At 61.9% G+C, this 16,589-nt stretch carries 16 protein-coding genes and 2 pseudogenes; 6 read left to right on the top strand and 12 right to left on the bottom strand.

Going from position 1 to position 16,589, the window contains the following annotated elements; genetic code table 11:
- Nucleotides 1-21 precede the first annotated feature (21 nt).
- Both AC2YB9_RS10195 and AC2YB9_RS10190 read right to left on the bottom strand, forming a co-directional pair.
- On the bottom strand, nucleotides 22-867 hold the full coding sequence (locus AC2YB9_RS10195) for an alpha/beta fold hydrolase (protein ID WP_487265235.1): 846 nt from the start codon (nucleotides 865-867) through the stop codon (nucleotides 22-24).
- Nucleotides 868-1,305: 438 nt separating this feature from the next.
- Nucleotides 1,306-1,578: an integrase core domain-containing protein gene (locus AC2YB9_RS10190; RefSeq protein WP_487268594.1), complete on the bottom strand. Its 273-nt coding sequence runs from the start codon at nucleotides 1,576-1,578 to the stop codon at nucleotides 1,306-1,308.
- A 558-nt stretch (nucleotides 1,579-2,136) separates the two neighbouring features.
- On the opposite strand from AC2YB9_RS10190, the gene AC2YB9_RS10185 reads away from it, so the two are divergent.
- The 4 genes from AC2YB9_RS10185 (at nucleotide 2,137) to AC2YB9_RS10170 (ending at nucleotide 6,977) form a co-directional block, all read left to right on the top strand.
- On the top strand, nucleotides 2,137-3,099 hold the full coding sequence (locus tag AC2YB9_RS10185; protein ID WP_487268592.1) for a helix-turn-helix transcriptional regulator: 963 nt from the start codon (nucleotides 2,137-2,139) through the stop codon (nucleotides 3,097-3,099).
- Between the two features lie 121 nt (nucleotides 3,100-3,220).
- Nucleotides 3,221-5,023, top strand: coding sequence for an FAD-dependent oxidoreductase (locus AC2YB9_RS10180; protein WP_487265234.1), 1,803 nt, complete (start codon nucleotides 3,221-3,223; stop codon nucleotides 5,021-5,023).
- Nucleotides 5,020-6,081 (top strand): maleylacetate reductase, encoded by a 1,062-nt coding sequence (locus tag AC2YB9_RS10175; protein ID WP_487265233.1) that lies wholly within the window; start codon nucleotides 5,020-5,022, stop codon nucleotides 6,079-6,081. Before AC2YB9_RS10180 ends, AC2YB9_RS10175 begins: the two co-directional genes overlap by 4 nt.
- Entirely contained in the window at nucleotides 6,078-6,977 is a 900-nt protein-coding gene (locus AC2YB9_RS10170; RefSeq protein ID WP_487265232.1) for a dioxygenase family protein, read from the top strand. The genes AC2YB9_RS10175 and AC2YB9_RS10170 overlap by 4 nt, the downstream gene beginning before the upstream one ends.
- A 155-nt stretch (nucleotides 6,978-7,132) precedes the next feature.
- Here AC2YB9_RS10170 and AC2YB9_RS10165 read toward each other — a convergent pair whose 3' ends face one another.
- From AC2YB9_RS10165 to AC2YB9_RS10135, 7 genes and pseudogenes are all read right to left on the bottom strand, one after another.
- Nucleotides 7,133-7,378, bottom strand: a complete 246-nt coding sequence (locus tag AC2YB9_RS10165; RefSeq protein ID WP_487268591.1) for an IclR family transcriptional regulator domain-containing protein — start codon at nucleotides 7,376-7,378, stop codon at nucleotides 7,133-7,135.
- Nucleotides 7,379-7,436: 58 nt separating this feature from the next.
- A pseudogene (locus tag AC2YB9_RS10160) lies at nucleotides 7,437-7,487 on the bottom strand (hypothetical protein); the annotation flags it as partial.
- A complete protein-coding gene (locus AC2YB9_RS10155; RefSeq protein WP_487265231.1) occupies nucleotides 7,484-7,834 on the bottom strand; it encodes a hypothetical protein in 351 nt (116 codons plus the stop codon). The gene AC2YB9_RS10155 and the pseudogene AC2YB9_RS10160, both read right to left, overlap by 4 nt.
- A gap of 124 nt (nucleotides 7,835-7,958) precedes the next feature.
- Entirely contained in the window at nucleotides 7,959-8,996 is a 1,038-nt protein-coding gene (gene dmpG, locus AC2YB9_RS10150) for a 4-hydroxy-2-oxovalerate aldolase (RefSeq protein ID WP_487265230.1), read from the bottom strand.
- Entirely contained in the window at nucleotides 8,993-9,940 is a 948-nt protein-coding gene (locus AC2YB9_RS10145; protein WP_487265229.1) for an acetaldehyde dehydrogenase (acetylating), read from the bottom strand. The genes dmpG and AC2YB9_RS10145 overlap by 4 nt, the downstream gene beginning before the upstream one ends.
- A gap of 11 nt (nucleotides 9,941-9,951) precedes the next feature.
- Complete coding sequence (locus AC2YB9_RS10140; RefSeq protein WP_487265228.1) at nucleotides 9,952-10,752, bottom strand: 2-keto-4-pentenoate hydratase; 801 nt, start codon at nucleotides 10,750-10,752, stop codon at nucleotides 9,952-9,954.
- Nucleotides 10,753-10,826: 74 nt separating this feature from the next.
- Complete coding sequence (locus AC2YB9_RS10135; RefSeq protein ID WP_487265227.1) at nucleotides 10,827-11,555, bottom strand: IclR family transcriptional regulator; 729 nt, start codon at nucleotides 11,553-11,555, stop codon at nucleotides 10,827-10,829.
- A 391-nt stretch (nucleotides 11,556-11,946) separates the two neighbouring features.
- Here AC2YB9_RS10135 and AC2YB9_RS10130 point away from each other — a divergent pair.
- Nucleotides 11,947-12,285, top strand: a pseudogene (locus AC2YB9_RS10130) (hypothetical protein); the annotation flags it as partial.
- Nucleotides 12,286-12,344: 59 nt separating this feature from the next.
- Here AC2YB9_RS10130 and AC2YB9_RS10125 read toward each other — a convergent pair.
- The 3 genes from AC2YB9_RS10125 to AC2YB9_RS10115 form a co-directional block, all read right to left on the bottom strand.
- Entirely contained in the window at nucleotides 12,345-14,180 is a 1,836-nt protein-coding gene (locus AC2YB9_RS10125; RefSeq protein WP_487265226.1) for an AMP-dependent synthetase/ligase, read from the bottom strand.
- Nucleotides 14,180-14,722, bottom strand: a complete 543-nt coding sequence (locus AC2YB9_RS10120; protein WP_487265225.1) for an N-acetyltransferase family protein — start codon at nucleotides 14,720-14,722, stop codon at nucleotides 14,180-14,182. Before AC2YB9_RS10120 ends, AC2YB9_RS10125 begins: the two co-directional genes overlap by 1 nt.
- A 169-nt stretch (nucleotides 14,723-14,891) precedes the next feature.
- Nucleotides 14,892-15,224 (bottom strand): cupin domain-containing protein, encoded by a 333-nt coding sequence (locus AC2YB9_RS10115; protein ID WP_487265224.1) that lies wholly within the window; start codon nucleotides 15,222-15,224, stop codon nucleotides 14,892-14,894.
- A 246-nt stretch (nucleotides 15,225-15,470) separates the two neighbouring features.
- Between AC2YB9_RS10115 and AC2YB9_RS10110 the strand changes: the two genes are divergently transcribed.
- Entirely contained in the window at nucleotides 15,471-16,517 is a 1,047-nt protein-coding gene (locus tag AC2YB9_RS10110; RefSeq protein WP_487265223.1) for a tellurite resistance/C4-dicarboxylate transporter family protein, read from the top strand.
- Nucleotides 16,518-16,589 lie beyond the last annotated feature (72 nt).

Below are 16,589 nucleotides of genomic sequence, written 5' to 3'. Positions count from 1 at the left end.
TGACGAGTGAACCGCATGTGGCTATTGGCGGGAGACGAAGTCGGTCACCAGATGGTTGAACTCGTCAGCGTGCTCTAGCTGGGCCCAATGGCCACAGCGGTTGAGCAGCACCGCGCGGGAGTCGGGAATTGTCGCCACCAGACGCAGCGTGTGCTCGAAGTGAACGACACGATCATCGCGGCCGTGGATGAGCAATGACGGTGCAGTGATGCTGGCCGCCTCGGCGGGGGACACTTGGCAACTGAGTAACGCTCCACTGCGGAATCCCTCGAGTGCGTTGGCGGCATGCTCGGGGTGGCTCAGGACAGCTTCTGATCGCTGGACTGCGAGCTCATCATCGGGCATGGCCGGGTCATACGCCATAATTGAGACTAGGTCCTTCATCGTCGCCGGCGAAGGCTCTTCGTATGCCTTCAGCAGAATCTTGATTCCTTCGGACGGACCGCCGCCGAATCCGTAGAGGGTGGGAATGTCCAAGAAAGCAGCAGGTCCCATCGTGATCAGATGAGAGATGCGGTCGGGATAACGCGCCGCGGCGGCGAGCGCGATGACGCCTCCCATCGAATTGCCAACCACCGCGGCTCGGTCGATGTCGAGGGCGTCCATGAGTTCAATCAGTTGGATTGGGCCGTTGAAGACGTTATCGCGGACAGCATCAGAGTCGCCCCAGCCGATCACGTCGACGGCCAGCACCCGGAAGTTCTTGGCCAGCGTGGCGATGTTCGGGCTGAAGTTGCTCCATCCTGAGGCGCCAGGGCCACTTCCATGGATGAGGATAAGCGGATGGCCAACTCCTGCCTCGTGGTAGTGCATGCGTCCGCTGGGAAGATCTGCAAACCTGCTCGTGTTTTCTTCGGTTACGGCCATTCTTGGTCCTCCTTGCTCAACTGCGCCGGGCCGTCGGGCGGTGTGATCGGTCGCAGAACTGATATGCATTGCAAGTCCAGTGTCGAATGGCCACGTGTTCGGGGCAACGGATGAGTACACCCAAACGAGCCGCAGATCTTGTCGGGATCGCACAGTGGCTCAACTGCGGCTTGTTGCATCGGCATTCTCCAGCGCGATCTACACTTCCGCAGGTGCGAGCACGATGTCGAAGCGCACGCGCTACCGCGTCTGATCACCAAGGTCGCGACTATCTGGTGTCGGCGTCCCTGCCGACTGGCGGTGGACGTCCTTGACGAGCGAGTCTTTCATTTCTGTCCGGTCCCCAGCGTTTGGACCAGATCGTGTGAGAGTTTTGGCTGTTTCGGGCTCGAATTGCTGAGTCCGGCTTTGGTCCAGCAAGAGTGTTGGTAGTCACTCTCACCGCCTACGCTCGTTGCTCGCCTCGTTCTGGGTTTCACAATAGGCGGCGAACGCTGCTCGTGTCTTCATTCCGAACGCCCGATGGGGTTGGAATCGGTTGTACTGATCAAGCCAGCCGTCGATCGCGACTCGGGTTTGGTTAACGGATCGGAACGATTCGCCATTGAGGAGTAAGTCACGCATCGACTCGTTGAATCGTTCGACGTAACAGTCCTGCTGCGGGCTGGGCTTGGCAATGAAGACCGCCTTAACACCCTGATCGTGAGCCAGCCCCGGACAGTTTCGGCAATGAATTCACGCCCGTTGTCGATGAGAATCATCGCCGGCTTGCTGCGGATCTCGAACAGCTTTCCCAAATGCTCGACAACGCTGCCAGAGCCGCTCGACCCGTTTGACGTTCACTTTCCAGCCCTCGTGGACTAAACAGGGCGTGCACCCGTCGATACCTGTATCGGGGATGGGTTTCGGCGAGTTTGTGAATCGCCTCGACCATGCGCGGTTCGTAATCCCCAGGCGCGGGTGCATACCGGTCCGTCGACCGGTTCTGACCCACCACCGTGCACGCTCGAGGCTCCGAGACCCGATGGCGGCGCTTGAGGAAATCCACTGCAGCCCGCCGCCGAGACGGGCTCACAAGTTTCTCTTCTGCAGGTCCTTCAGCGCTGCATATTCCAGCCGCCACCTGTAACTTCCATTAGGACTCTCATGATCTAAAGCACTCAGACAGAAGATGGACCGAAAAACGGGGGCCGGACGGCAGAGTGTTGGGTAGTAGTCTCCTCACATGACGTACGTCACTCATTGGCAAACAGAGGGAGACGCGTGAGCATGGATGTGCAGGGGCCGATCGAGTTCTCCACAGTCGGGCTGCCATGCCAGGAACGGGTCGAGCTGTGGGAGGATCACAACGCTGACGCGCTGATTGGACTACGGTGCCGCACGCTCGACGCGCCTCTGTTGGAGGCGACCGAGATCAACCTGCAGCTGGGCAACCTCGCCCTCGCCCGCGTTCTCGGCACATCCCACGTAGTGGAGCGGGACGCCTCCCTGATCCGTCGTCGGCCTTCCGACGCCGTAGTCATGTATTTCAGTCTCGTCGGTGATGCGTTCTTCTACTCCGAGGACGGCGTCCGAGCCATCCACCCGGGCCAATTGCTCTTGTGTGACGCCGACCGCGCATTTATGCGTGGGTTCTCGAGAGGCCTGGAGGAGCTGGTAGTCAAGATGCCTCGGGACGCCTTCGCCGACTTGACCGGCCTTCGCGCGGTCGAGCAGCCGATGGTGTTCGACTTCGCCACGGGCGGCAATTCGCACGCTGCAGCGTTGGCTCGTCATGTCAGCCGCGCCACGCGGTCGGTCGACCCAGTGCTACCCGATGAACGCGCGATCCTTGAACTGATCTCGGTGCTCACGAAGGGGGCGCGTGAGAACCTCAGTGCTGCGCACCGAGCCGCAGCGCGTTCGTATATCGAGCGCAAGGTCTCGGACTCCTCGCTGTCCGCGCCCCAAGTGGCCGACGCCATCGGCATCAGCGCTCGCCACCTCTCCCGCGTCTTCGCCGATGACGGCACCAGCGTTCCCCGGTACATCCTCGGGCGCCGTCTCGAGCTCGCGAAGGCCCTCCTGGAGCGGCCCGCAGCCAGCTCGATGACGATCGCCGAGATCGCCCATGACTGTGGGTTTGCCTCGGCTGCCCATTTCTCCAGCGCATTCGTCTCGAGGTTCGAGGCTAGGGCATCAGATGTCCGGCGCGACGCCGCCGTAGCACGTTCGGCATCGCGCGTTTCCTGAAACCGCCATCAGTCACCTTTTGCGCCCAGATTGGTCTCTTCGGTGCTTGCTGTCGGTGTGACACAGGACACTGAAACCTCAGGTCCGCTACCTACGGCGGGCGCGACGAGAGGTGACGTAGATGCCCGTTTTCGATGATGGCCAACAGGCGACGGAGCTCCCCGATTCCTCCGTCGTCGAGACCGACGTCCTCATCGTTGGATCCGGGCCGGCGGGCTCCTCAGCAGCACTGTTCCTGTCGACGCTCGGCATACCGAACATCATGATCACGAAGTACCGGTGGACGGCGAATACCCCCCGTGCCCATATCACCAACCAGCGTGCGATGGAGATCTTCCGAGACGTCGGAATCGACGACCAGGTACTGGCAGATGCGACCGAGAATGGGCTGGTCGGCGACACCGTCTTCTGTACCTCGATCGCTGGCGAGGAGATCGGCCGCATTCGCACCTGGGGAACCGGCCCCGACCGTGAGGCCGACTATCAGCTGGCTTCGCCATGTCTGACCGTCGACATCCCGCAGACGTATCTCGAGCCGATCCTTGTCAAGAACGCCACGATGCGAGGCACCCAGGCCCAGTTCTCGACCGAGTACATCTCACACCTGCAGGACGATGACGGAGTCGATGTGTCGGTCGTCGACCGGCTCACCGGGCACGCTTACACGATCCGTGCCAAGTACCTCATCGGAGCAGACGGGGCTCGGTCCAAGGTGGCTGCCGACATCGATCTGCCCGTCGAAGGGGCGATGGACATCGCAGGCTCGATGAACATCACCTTCAAGGCCGACATCGGCGAGTACGTCGGACACCGACCTTCGGTCCTCTACTGGGTGATCCAGCCAGGCTCGAACGTTGGTGGCATCGGCGCAGGCCTGGTGCGGATGGTCCGACCATGGAATGAGTGGCTTATCGTCTGGGGCTTCGACATCGCCGAAGAGCCACCGGTCGTCGACGAGGCCGCGGCGGTGCAAATCGTCCGGAACCTACTGGGCATGCCGGACCTGCACGTCGACATCACCGGAACGTCGCTGTGGGGAAACAACGAGGTCTACGCGACACACCTGCAGAAGGGGCGCGTGTTCTGCGCCGGCGACGCCATCCACAGGCACCCCCCGAGTAACGGTCTCGGTTCGAACACCTCGATCCAGGACTCCTACAACCTGGCCTGGAAGATCGCTGCGGTCCTGAACGGCCATGCGGACGAGTCGCTGCTCGATACGTACTCGACCGAACGCGCACCGGTCGCCGTTCGCATCGTCAAGAGAGCCAACAAGTCGAGCCGTGAGTTCGTCGACCTCTTCGTCGCGCTCGGTATTACCGACGCCAAGACGGAGCAGGAAATGATCGACCGTATCGAAGAGCGCAAGGCGAATACACCGGCCGGGGCGGCCAAGCGCGCCGCACTGGTGAAGGCGATGGAGATCAAGAACTACGAGTTCAACGCCCACGGGGTCGAGCTGGGTCAGTTCTATGAGTCGACGGCCATTGTGTCCGATGGGTCCCAACTTCCGGCCCCGGGCCGCGACGCCGACCTGTACTACCAAGTGTCGACAGTGCCCGGCTCCCACCTGCCGCATGCCTGGGTCGGTGACCATAAGCAGAAGAAGGCCATGATGGACCTCGCACCGTACGACCGATTCACCCTCATAACTGGGGTCGGCGGAGCGGCTTGGGAGTCAGCTGCCGAGAAGATCAGCCACGAGCTCGACGTACCGATCGGCACGGTCGTCATCGGGCCGGGCAGGGAAGTCACCGACCTGTACTTTGACTGGTCTAGGCTCCGGGAGGTCGAGGAGAGCGGCGCATTGCTGGTGCGCCCTGACAAGCACATCTGCTGGCGCTCCACCGAACTGGTCGACGACCCCGAAAACGCACTTCGCGCCGCTCTGTCATCCGTCCTGGGACGGAGCGCATCCTCATGACCCTGCGGTTCGATCACGAGACACTCGGACAGCGCGTCCGCTTTTCCTCGGGCGGGGCCGGGGCGAGCTTGACCGCCGAGGTAGAGATGCTTGATGCAGAACGCATCATGATCATCGCCTCCGAAGCAGAGCGGAAACTGGCGGAGAAGATCACGGCGGGTCTTCCGGTAGCGGTGTTTCATGACGAAGTGGTGATGCACGTACCGATGGCTGTCGCGGATCGAGCACGGGGGATCGCCGTCAACCACGATGTTGACCTGCTGATAAGCATCGGTGGGGGGTCTACGACGGGCCTCGCGAAAGCTGTTGCCCTCACGACTGGGATTCCGATCGTTGCTGTCCCGACCACCTACGCTGGGTCCGAGGCGACTAACGTGTGGGGGCTGACCGAGTCCTCGAAGAAGACCACGGGCGTAGATCCGCGCGTGTTGCCACGCACTGTCATCTATGACGCCACGCTGATGACCTCGCTTCCGGTCGAGATGAGCATCGCGTCGGGCCTCAACGCCTTGGCGCACTGCGTCGACTCCCTGTGGGCCCCTCGGGCCGACCCGATCAACGCCGCGCTGGCGGTGGAGGGGATCCGGGCACTTAACCTCGGACTTCCCGCCGTCATGGACGACCCTGCTGGGCTCGACGGTCGAGAGAGCGTCCTGTACGGCGCCTACGTGTCGGCCGTCTCGTTCGCCTCCGCGGGATCAGGTCTTCACCACAAGATCTGTCACGTCCTCGGCGGTATGTTCGACCTCCCGCATGCCCAGACCCATGCCGTGGTCCTTCCTCACGTGCTGAAGTTCAACGCACCTTTGGCGCCCGAGGCCGCAGAGCGGATCGCATCGGCATTCGGCAGCAGCGACGCCGTGGCTGGGCTCGAAGCCCTGCGGAAACGCTTGGACGCACCGAGCGCACTGCGGGACTACGGCATGCCCGAAGACGGCATCGAGGCGGCCGCCCGAGCCGTGGTCAATGCCTCCCCGGCCGACAATCCGACTCCCGTGACCATCGACAACATTACGACGCTGCTGCACGCTGCCTGGGAAGGCGAGATTCTCCGATGACGAATGATTTGACCACCGTTTCCGACGAACAGAGTGGTCGTGAGAACGACCTGGTCGACGTTGTGCTGGCGTCCTTCGACAACACGCCCGACCCACGCCTCAAGGACCTCATCCAAGGAGTCGTCAAGCACCTGCACGCCTTCCTGCGTGACGTGCGGCTGACGGAGGATGAGTGGCAGAAGGCCATTGAGTTCCTCACGGCCGTCGGGCACATTACCGACGACCGCCGTCAGGAGTTCATCCTGCTCTCCGACACGCTGGGTGCGTCCATGCAGACCATCGCGATCAACAACGAGGCACACGGCGACGCGACGGAGGCGACCGTGTTCGGCCCGTTCTTCGTCGAGGACGCGCCTCTCGTGGAGCTCGGCGGCGACGTCGCCGGTGACGCGCCGGGCCAGCCCTGTTGGGTGGAGGGAACCGTCACCGGCGTCGACGGACATCCGCTGGCTGGCGCCCGTATCGAGGTCTGGGAGGCCGACGAGGACGGCTTCTACGACGTGCAGTACACCGACGGTCGGGTTGCCGGGCGTGGGCATCTCTTCTCAGATGACGGCGGTAGCTTCAGGTTCTGGGCAGTGACGCCGACACCCTACGCGATCCCGCACGACGGACCTGTCGGGGAGATGCTCGCAGCTTCGAACCGGTCACCGATGCGGGCCTCGCACCTGCACTTCATGGTCGATGCCCCCGGATGCCGGACCCTCGTGACGCACATCTTCGTCAGTGGGGACGAGTTGCTCGCTAGCGACAGCGTATTCGGCGTCAAAGACTCCTTGGTGAAAGACTTCGTCGAACAGCCGGCCGGCACGCCCACACCGGACAGGCGGGACATCGGTGACGTCGCGTGGGCTCGGGTGCGGTTCGATATTGTGCTGGCGCCAGAGTGTTTGTGACTAGGCGCGATCTGTCGCCGCGACGTCGGCACCGATTGCCTCGGCCGTTCGGCGCAGGGACGGAACGCCCGCTGATATGAGATCGGCCGGGTCGTCGAAGGTGGTGGACGCCGACAGGTTGATGGCGGCCACCACGGTTCCCTCCGGTCCGGCGATCAGCGTGGCCAGGGAGCGTAGCCCTTGTTCCAGTTCCTAGTCGACGAACGACCTCCCCTGATCCCGTACGCGATCGATCTCCGCGCGGAGACCCTTGACGGGTTGCCGGGTTGCCGGGTGCGCGGTGTGAGCGGTCGGAGATCGGCTGACGACAGATAGGTTTCGAGATCGGCGTCGTTCATCCCCGCTAGCAGTACCCGGCCTATGGACGTGGCATAGGCGGAGCACCTGCGGGGTGAGGGCAAATCGGCGCCTGTCCGTGCGGGCGAAGCCCAGGACGACGAGTGTGTGCAGGAACCGGCGAGCGGTCGCGCGGCTCAGGGTGGTGCGTGCAGCCACCTCGCTAAGCGTCATCTCGTGGAGTGCGCCGACCCGGCCAGCTCGGTGACTGGGACCTTGCCGGCGTTAGTCAGGTCGGTGTCGCCCTCTTCGCCGGTGGTGGCGGGGCCCAGCTGGGAGACCCGGCGATGTGCACTCATCAGCTCCCCACGGGCGTCCTCGCGAGCCCGCACCAGATCACGGGCTGCCTCCGTCGCGACGTCCGGGACCGCGACCTCGACAATCTCACCCAAATGCAGCAACTGGGCCAGACCAAACCACGTGGGACCCGCCTCATACGTGGCTTTCCACGGCCGCGGCAACGCGCGGATCCACGCCTCGATCTCACCAATACCCGGTGCCAGACGCCGCCGATGGACCATTCCAGTCGCACTATCAATCGCCGCCGCGCCGCCGCGCCGCCGCGCCGGCCCCCGGCGAGCCCGAGCGGTCCTGAATACCGTCTAGTTCTCGGACACCTTGTGACCCGGTGACCGGCACTCTCTCCTAGGAAGCTACTTTTTCGGCGGCAGCCTCTTGTTCAGCAAGCAGATCGAGTGCGACGTCGACGATCATGTCCTCTTGACCGCCAACGAGTTGACGCTTGCCGACTTCAATGAGAATCGTACGAGCGTCAATGCCGTACCGTTCGGCTGCTGCTTCAGCATGTCGCAGGAAGCTGCCGTAGACGCCGGCATAACCCAAAGTGAGTGTTTCGCGATCTACACGAACCGGGCGATCCTGCAGCGGTCGGACCAGATCATCGGCGGCATCCTGCAGCGCGAAAAGGTCAGCATTGTGTTCCCAACCTTGCAGGTTGGCCACAGCCACGAACGGCTCGATCGGACAGTTGCCGGCACCGGCGCCTTGACCGGCCAGAGAAGCATCGACGCGGGTGACTCCTTCTTCGACGGCGATAACGGAGTTCGCGACTGAAAGGGAAAGGTTTTCATGGGCGTGAATGCCCAGTTCGGTTTCCGCGTCAAGCACATCACGGTAGGCGCGAATACGTTCGCGCACGCCATTCATGGTGAGACGACCGCCCGAATCGGTGACATAGACACAATGTGCGCCGTAGGATTCCATCAACTTGGCCTGCTGGGCTAGCCCAGCAGGGTTATTGAGATGGCTCATCATCAAGAACCCTGCGACGTCCATCCCGAGTTCCCGCGCCGTTGCGATGTGCTGCGCTGAAACATCCGCTTCGGTGCAATGGGTGGCAACTCGTACCGATCGAACACCCAACTCATAGGCACGCTTTAACTCCTCGATGGTGCCGACACCCGGCAGCAGAAGAGTGGTCAGTCGCGCGTTCGTGATACTCGCGGCCGCTGCCTCGAGCCACTCCCAGTCGGTGTTGCTTGCGGGACCGAAATTGAGTGACGTGCCGCCTAAACCGTCGCCGTGCGAGACTTCAATGGCGTCGACTCCTGCGGCGTCCAATGCAGCCGCAATCTTTCCGACAGTTTCGGTGCTGACACGATGCCGGATGGCGTGCATGCCATCACGTAGCGTGACGTCTTGTAGAAAGATCTTTGTGCTCATGCGACTGCCTCCGTTGCTTTGATCGCTACTAAATGTTCGGCGGTACGTAGTGCCGCCGACGTCATAATGTCCAAATTTCCAGCATATGCGGGTAGATAATCCGCCGCACCTTCGACTTCAAGGAATACAGAAACCTGGTGCGTGACAACGGCGTCGCCGACGAGCGTATGCACCGGTTGGTCTTCGGGGATCGGTGCAATCTGTACCCGTTGCTTTATCCGGTATCCAGGAACATAGGCAGCGACGGCAGCAACCATCGTCTCCACCGACTGACAGATTTTCTCCGTAACGTTATCGCTGCCGGCATTAATCAAACAGAACACCGTGTCGCGCATTATCATCGACGGCTCAGCTGGATTCAAGATGATGATCGCTTTGCCGTGGGTGGCGCCGCCAACAACTTCAATTGCGTGCGCGGTGGTTTCCGTGAATTCATCGATGTTTGCCCTCGTTCCTGGGCCAGCGGATCGCGATGAAATCGAGGCCACGATTTCGGCATACTCGACCGGCGCGATTTGTGATATCGCCGCGACCACGGGAATCGTTGCTTGGCCGCCGCAGGTGACCATATTGACATTCGCCGTGTCGAGGTGTTGATCGAGATTGACTGCCGGCACAACAAACGGCCCAATAGCGGCCGGCGTCAAATCAACGAAACGCTTGCCGAAGGGAGCCAATCTCGCCACATTGGCTTCGTGTGCCTTGGCGCTGGTGGCATCGAAGATTATTTCGATCTCGTCGAAGTCATCCATCGCGATGAGGCCGTCTGCGCCTTCGTGCGTTGTGGGGACATCCAGCCGCTTGGCCCTAGCCAGCCCATCGGACTCGGCGTCAATCCCCACCATGGCACTGAGCTCAAGCCGTTCGGACTTGTTGAGAACCTTCATCATCAAATCGGTGCCGATGTTGCCTGATCCGATGATGGCAACTTTAGTTTTGCTCATAATCACTCCTGTTATGCATTCTGTGAAAATCTAGTGGTCACGCTGCCGAGTTCGCTGATTTCAGCGCTTACGCGGGCGCCTGAACCTACCGGGTGCATGGGGCCAAGGGCACCCGAAAGAATCACATGCCCCGCGCGAAGCGGCTCGCCAAAATCACGAGCGGTGCGAGCTAGCCAGACGACCGCGTTCAACGGGTCGCCGAGACAGGCGGCACCGTTGCCGGTGGAGACGACTTCGCCATCCACCATCATGCTCATCTCGACCTCGGCTGGATCGAATGAATCTAGGCTTCGGTGGTCTTTGCCCAATACATATAGGCCGCTCGATGCGTTGTCAGCGACGGTGTCGATGAAACGGATATCCCAGCCAGCTATTCGACTGTCGACGATTTCTAATGCCGCGACGGCGTAGTCAATGGCGTCGCGGATTTGCGCAATGCTCAAATCGCCAATGATGAGATCATCGGCGAGTACAAAGGCAATCTCAGCTTCGGCCTTGGGCTGCAGAAGCCGGCTCATCGGCAGTTCATGGTTTTCGTCGAATCCCATGTCGTCAAAAAGCACGCCGAAGTCTGGCTGGTTGACGCCCAGTTGGTTCTGGACTGCCAGAGATGTCAGGCCAATTTTTCGGCCGACCGTCCGGGCTCCTCGTTTGTGGCGTTCATGGCTTAGCCGGTGTTGAACCGCATAGGCCGCATTCACATCATCGGGCCCAATGAGGTCTCGAACGGGCGCGCACGGTATCCGCGTTGAAGCAGCAAGGTGCAATCGCTCTGCGGCCGCTCGGACTCCGCGGGGAATTGGGGTGGTCATACTGCAAATCTATGGCCGGAACGTATTGTCACGGAATGAAAGCGTTCCGATAGATGGAACGACGGGGGTGTTGTTCAGTCTCTCATGAACATTTCTCGTCGGGCCAACGTCGCCGCGATGCCGGCCGCTGCCGCAGCCAGGGACGCTCGGTGTTGTTCGGGCTGAAACCGAACTCCAGCACCGGTAATGCTGATTGCCGCTTGCGGGCGGTCTTCGCGGTCCAGTATTGGCGCGGCAATACATACCAGACCCATCCTTGACTCCTGGTTTTCGTACGCAATCCGGTCTTGGAGCGCACGATCAAGTTGACGTTTAAGAATGCCGGGTGCTGTGATCGTAAAGGACGTGCGTCGCTCGAGCGGGCCGGAGAGCACGTCGTTGATGAAATCTTCGTCCTCAAATGCCAAAAGAACTTTGCCGATGGCCGTGCAATGCAGCGGCATCCTGCCGCCGACGCGTGACGGGGCTCGAGCCTGACGATGTCCGCCGATCTTCGACACATAAACAACTTCGGATCCTTCACGCACACCCAGATGAACTGTCTGTTGGCTACGGCTGTAGAGATCCTGCAGGAACGGCATCGCCACTTCGATGAGCTGGCGCTCAACTGACGCGCGCATGCCAAGTTCGAAAAGTCCTCTCCCCAGCCGAAATGCCCCGTCTGCTTCGCCCGCAAGGAGCCCCAACTCCACCATTTCGCCAGCCAAACGATGGACCGTCGTCTTTGGCAGTCCCGTTCGGCGCACAAGTTCGGCTAAGGCGATGGTGACGTCATCGGGTCCGAATGCGTATAGGACCGACATCGCGCGGCCTAATACCGTCCGAGGTGTGTCGGTAGCACTTCCACGGCTCGGACTTGCGCCCATCTGTGTCTGTTTCATTAGGGATGTTTATAGCATTCTCATGTCGGCAAGTTTCCGCCGCCGCGGAATTTGTCAAGGTGGTCGACGCTAGTGGGTGTTAGGCGGCTGCTTGTGTCGCGGTGTTCTCGTCCGGCTTATTGATCCATGCCGTGTCGGGGGTGCCCAGTATTTTCGGATCCTTTGTCCTGTTGAATCTTTCGGCGCTCGACACCCACGACAGCATTCGTCACGACCGCATCGACAAAACAGGGCCGGGACCGTGTGAGTTAGCAGCGATGTGAAGCGCCTCAGGTTTGATGCCGCATCCTTTTGAGTTGTGAGGATGTAGAACATGCCAAAGATGATTGATCCGGTGCTGAAGGCCCGGGCTGTGAGGTTGGTGCTGGAGCATCGTGGCGAGTATGCGACGACGACGGCCGCCACTGCCGCAGTGTCCAACCGGGTCGGGGGTCCTGAAGGCAGCGACGTCTTTCTTCGTGGGGGAACTCGACCCCCGCAACCGGCTGGGGGTGCCCCCGCTGTAGCGAAGCGCGCGGGGGAATGATGGGTGTCATCGACACGATGAGATCCGAAGGTCACGCGGTCGAGTCAGTGGGCCCCAGAATTGGTGCATCGCGCCGGGGACTGCCGGGTCCAGCGCGAGCAGGGCTGCCAGATCGCCGCGCGCACCCCTCCGTGCCTAGAACTGCCCGACGATGGCTGGGTTCATGTCGACAGCATCGACCTCGGCTACTTCGCAGCGGCATACATGGAGTCAAACAGGTGGCGGTAGCTATCGTTGACCGCATTGCGGCGCACCTTCATGCTCGGGGTGACCTCACCGTCCTCAATCGTTAGGTCCCGGTCGAGGATCCGGAAATCCTTGATCGTCTCCCAGCGGTTCAGCCGGCTGTTCATCTGGTCCACGGAGGCTTGCACGTAGTCACGCACGACCGTTAGCGCGGTCAGCTCGGAATAGTCCGTCACGGACAGGTCCCGGGCAGCCGACCACTGCGCCAAGGCGTCAGGGTCCAGCGTGACCAAGGCGGTGGCGTAGTTACGTCCCTCGGCGTGCACGATCATCTGGCTGGCCAATGGGCAGAGCGCCTTGAAGAGTATCTCGATGGACTGGGGCGCGATGTACTTGCCGCCGGAGGTCTTGATGAGATCTTTCTTGCGGTCCGTGATCCGGAGCCGGCCCTGCGCATCGAGGTCACCCACATCACCGGTGGCCAGCCAGCCGTCCGGGCTCAACACCTCGGCCGTGAGCTCGGGCTGCTGGTGGTAGCCGCGCATCACGCTGGGCCCGCGCAGGAAGATCTCGCCGTCATCGGCGATTCGCACTTCCGTGCCGATGACAGGCGGTCCCACCCGGCCGAAGGTCGGGTCGTCCAGGCGCCCGATGCAGGCACCGGCGCTGGTCTCGGTCAATCCGTAGCCCTCGAGCACCACCATCCCAGCGGCCTGGAACCACGTGGCCACATCGGGTGAGAGCGCCGCGCTCCCGGAGATCAGGAAACGGATCCGTCCGCCGAGCCGAGCTCGAACCTTGGTAAGCACCAGACGGTCCGCCACGGCGTACTGAGCGCGGGTTAGTGGACCCACCTGATGACCCGCCACGCGTGCCTGCGCCACCCGGGTGCCAACACCGAAGGCCCAGCCGATCAGCCGAGCCTTGACGCCGCCCTCTTCCTCGACGCTCTGGACCACCTTGGCGTGTACCTTCTCGAAGATTCGGGGTGGTCCGGCCATGAACGTGGGACGGATTTCGGCGAGGTTTGACACGATCCGGTCCATCCGGCCGTCGATTGCGGTCGGAAATCCGACCTGGAGTTGGACCGCCTGCAGCATCTTGCCGAACGAGTGCGACAGCGGCAACCATAAGTACTGGAGGTCATCCACGGTCAGGATGTCGAGTGCTTCGGCGGCGACGCCGATGTAGGTCCAGCAACGGTGTGGAAGCTCGACGCCCTTGGGTGTGCCCGTAGTGCCGGAGGTGTAAATCAGGGTGGCGAGGTCTTCTGAACCCACGGCGTCGACAGCCCGGTCGACCGCGTCGGGATGCGCAGCGAGGTGCTTGACCCCGAGGTCACGCAAGTCGTCGAGGTTGAGCACCCAGTCACCGTCGGCGGTGCCGTCGAAGGTGATCACGTGACTGAGATCTGGAAGGCGATCGCGTTGACCGCGCAATTTTTCTACCTGGACATCGTCCTCGGCGAATGCGATCCGGGACCCGCTGTCGACGAGGATGAAGCCGACGTCCGCTGCCCCCGTCGAGGGGTACACCGTGGTGGTCGCCGCGCCCGCACAGGCGATCGCGAGGTCGGCATACAGCCACTCGATGCGGGTGCTGCTCGCGATCGCAACCCGTTCCTCGGGACGGATGCCCAAGGCGAGCAGACCCGCCGCGAGCGTGCGCACGATCTCGCCAGTCTCGTGCCACGTCACCGACTCCCAGCCGTCGGCGACCGGGAACCGGTACGCCTCTGTGTCCGGCGTAGCCGCGATCCGGTCGAACAGCATCCGGGGCACTGACGCGGCCGCGCGCGAAAGTCGGTCGTTCTTGGCGGGCATTGTTTTGGGCATCACAGGTTCTCCATTTCAGTGGGTTTTGGAATCGTCAGCTCGACGACGACGTCGAGACGGTCGATCCCGGCAGGCACCGCGGTGGTCTTTCCGAGTCGTCTCAGCATCGCCAGCGACGGTCCGTTGTCGGCGGCGACTGTGGTCACGACACGGGTAACTCCGATGGGACGCTGTCGTACGAGCTCTTCCAGAAGGGCCGTCGCGACGCCACGGCCCTGCCACTCATCGAGAACTGTCACGGCCACGTCGGCCGCTGTGGGCTGCTGCTCGTAGCGGATCATCCGTGCCACGCCGACCGGTGTGCCGACATGATCGACGTCAATGACGACCAAGGCGAGTGCCACATGGTCGATGCCGTCGACTTGGTCCACCAGGTGGTCGAGCTGGACGCTGCTGAGGTGCGGGACGCTGGCGAGAAACCGGTGAAAGCGGGTCGTGGTGGACAGGCGCTCGTAGCCCTCGCTGAGTGCCTCCCGGTCGTCGCTTCGCAGCGGCCAGAGCAACGCGGCTGTGCCGTCGGCGAGCACGGCCTCCGCGATCATGACGTCACCCTCATCAGTGCAGTCTCGTTCCGATTCCCTTCAGCGGGTAGAGGCGATGGTCCCGAGCTGCCGGGTCATCCGGCGCCCCGAGACGTACGCATTGAGTCGACGAAATGTAGGGCTCGCGCTAATTGCAGCGACGTACTGATCAGCCAACGACCGATGAATGCTAACGGGGCATGGCAGTCGTCAGCAGCACGACAGCGGCTTCGAGCGCCTCGAGCGTATGGCGAGCATCGGGAACGATCATTTGATGGCCGGGCGCGCCGTCCCAGGATATGTCGCCGGCAGACAGTCGTACCCGCCCTTGCAGGACATAGACGGTTGCTTCGCCCGGATTCTCATGTTCGCCAAGGCTCCGGCCAGCAGCCAGCGCAATCAAGGTCTGACGAAGCGTGTGCTCGTGACCACCGTAAACAGTATGAGAACTGCGGCCACTCGGTGCTCTTTCTGCCAACAGGAGTTGCTGCCGTGCCAACGCTGTCAACGATATGTTTTCCATTCGAGAGTCTCCTTGGTTGATCCCAATTGAACGACCAGTGCGCCTCATGACGGAATGGCGATTGCTGATGAGGTACGGCTGAAGCCGCAAATATACGACCGCGTTGAAATCTTGTGAAGAGCCGGAGGCGTCTGACCACCTCGTTTGGCTGCTCGGTTCCGGAGGGTCCGACTGGCACCTGCAGTATCACGATTGATCGCGGTGGATCGATCCGACGAGGAAATCGGTCACGGTTAGACTGCTCGCGTGACCACGGGCCTTATGGAGCGATCTAGCCGGGCAGTCGAAGGACTGACGCCCGGCTATTTCGCGTTGGTCATGGCAACGGGCATCATCTCGGTGGGGATGAAGCTTGAGGGCTTCGAGGTTATCTCGTGGCTGCTATTGATCGTCTGTGCGGCCGCGTTCGTGGCTCTGCTGGGCTTGAACGTGTGGCGATTCGTGGCCCACAGGAGCGCAGTCAACAACGACTTCGGCGACCCGACGCGGGCCTTCGGATTCTTCACATTCGTTGCCGGTACGAATGTACTCGGCGTTCGCCTCGGCATGGAAGGAAACTACACGCCGACTGCCGTGTTGTTGGTTTTGTCGGGCCTTGCCTGGCTGCTGCTCGGCTACGTGGTTCCCTGGACGGCGGTGCTTGGCCGAGTGGAGCGGCCGCTGGTGGCAACTGCGAATGGCACCTGGTTCATCTGGGTGGTGGCAAGTCAGACAGTTGCCATCGCTGCGGCCACGCTTGAACCTGTGTTCGAGACTGGACGGCGCGAATTAGCCCTGCTGGCGGTGACGTCGTGGTCGGTGGGCATCTTCTTGTATGCCTCCACCGCGATGATCGTGTCGTTGCGATTGATGCTGTATGAGTTCGGACCTGAGGATCTCACGCCGCCGTATTGGGTCGCGATGGGCGCTCTGGCCGTCACTGTGCTGGCTGGCGCCCGAATCGTCGAAATGGCTGATGCTCCGATGGTGGATGTCACCCGTGGACTGGTTGCCGGGCTCGCGGTCGTGTTCTGGGCCTTCGCGACCTGGCTGATACCCGTACTCGTAGCCGCCGGGTGGTGGCGACATGTGACTCGTCATGTTCCGCTCAGGTACGACGCAACCCTATGGAGCGTCATCTTTCCACTCGGTATGTATGCCGTTGCGGGCATCTATCTTGGTCGTGCGGATCGGCTCCCGATCGTTGCAACGATCGGAAAGGTCGAACTCTGGGTTGCCTTCAGCGCATGGCTCCTTGTGGCTGCTGCCATGGCCGTCCATGTCGTCCGAACTGTGTTTATGCGCAGCCGCTGACCGGCTCGAATAAGGCAGCGAGCTGACCTATGGTGGGCTTATGAGTAGCGTGCAGTCCGGGTCCGACCGGTC

Source organism: Aeromicrobium changchenzhani (genome assembly GCF_057586615.1).
The sequence above is the reverse complement of the archived record's forward strand: the minus strand, read 5'-3'. Positions and strand labels throughout refer to the sequence as shown.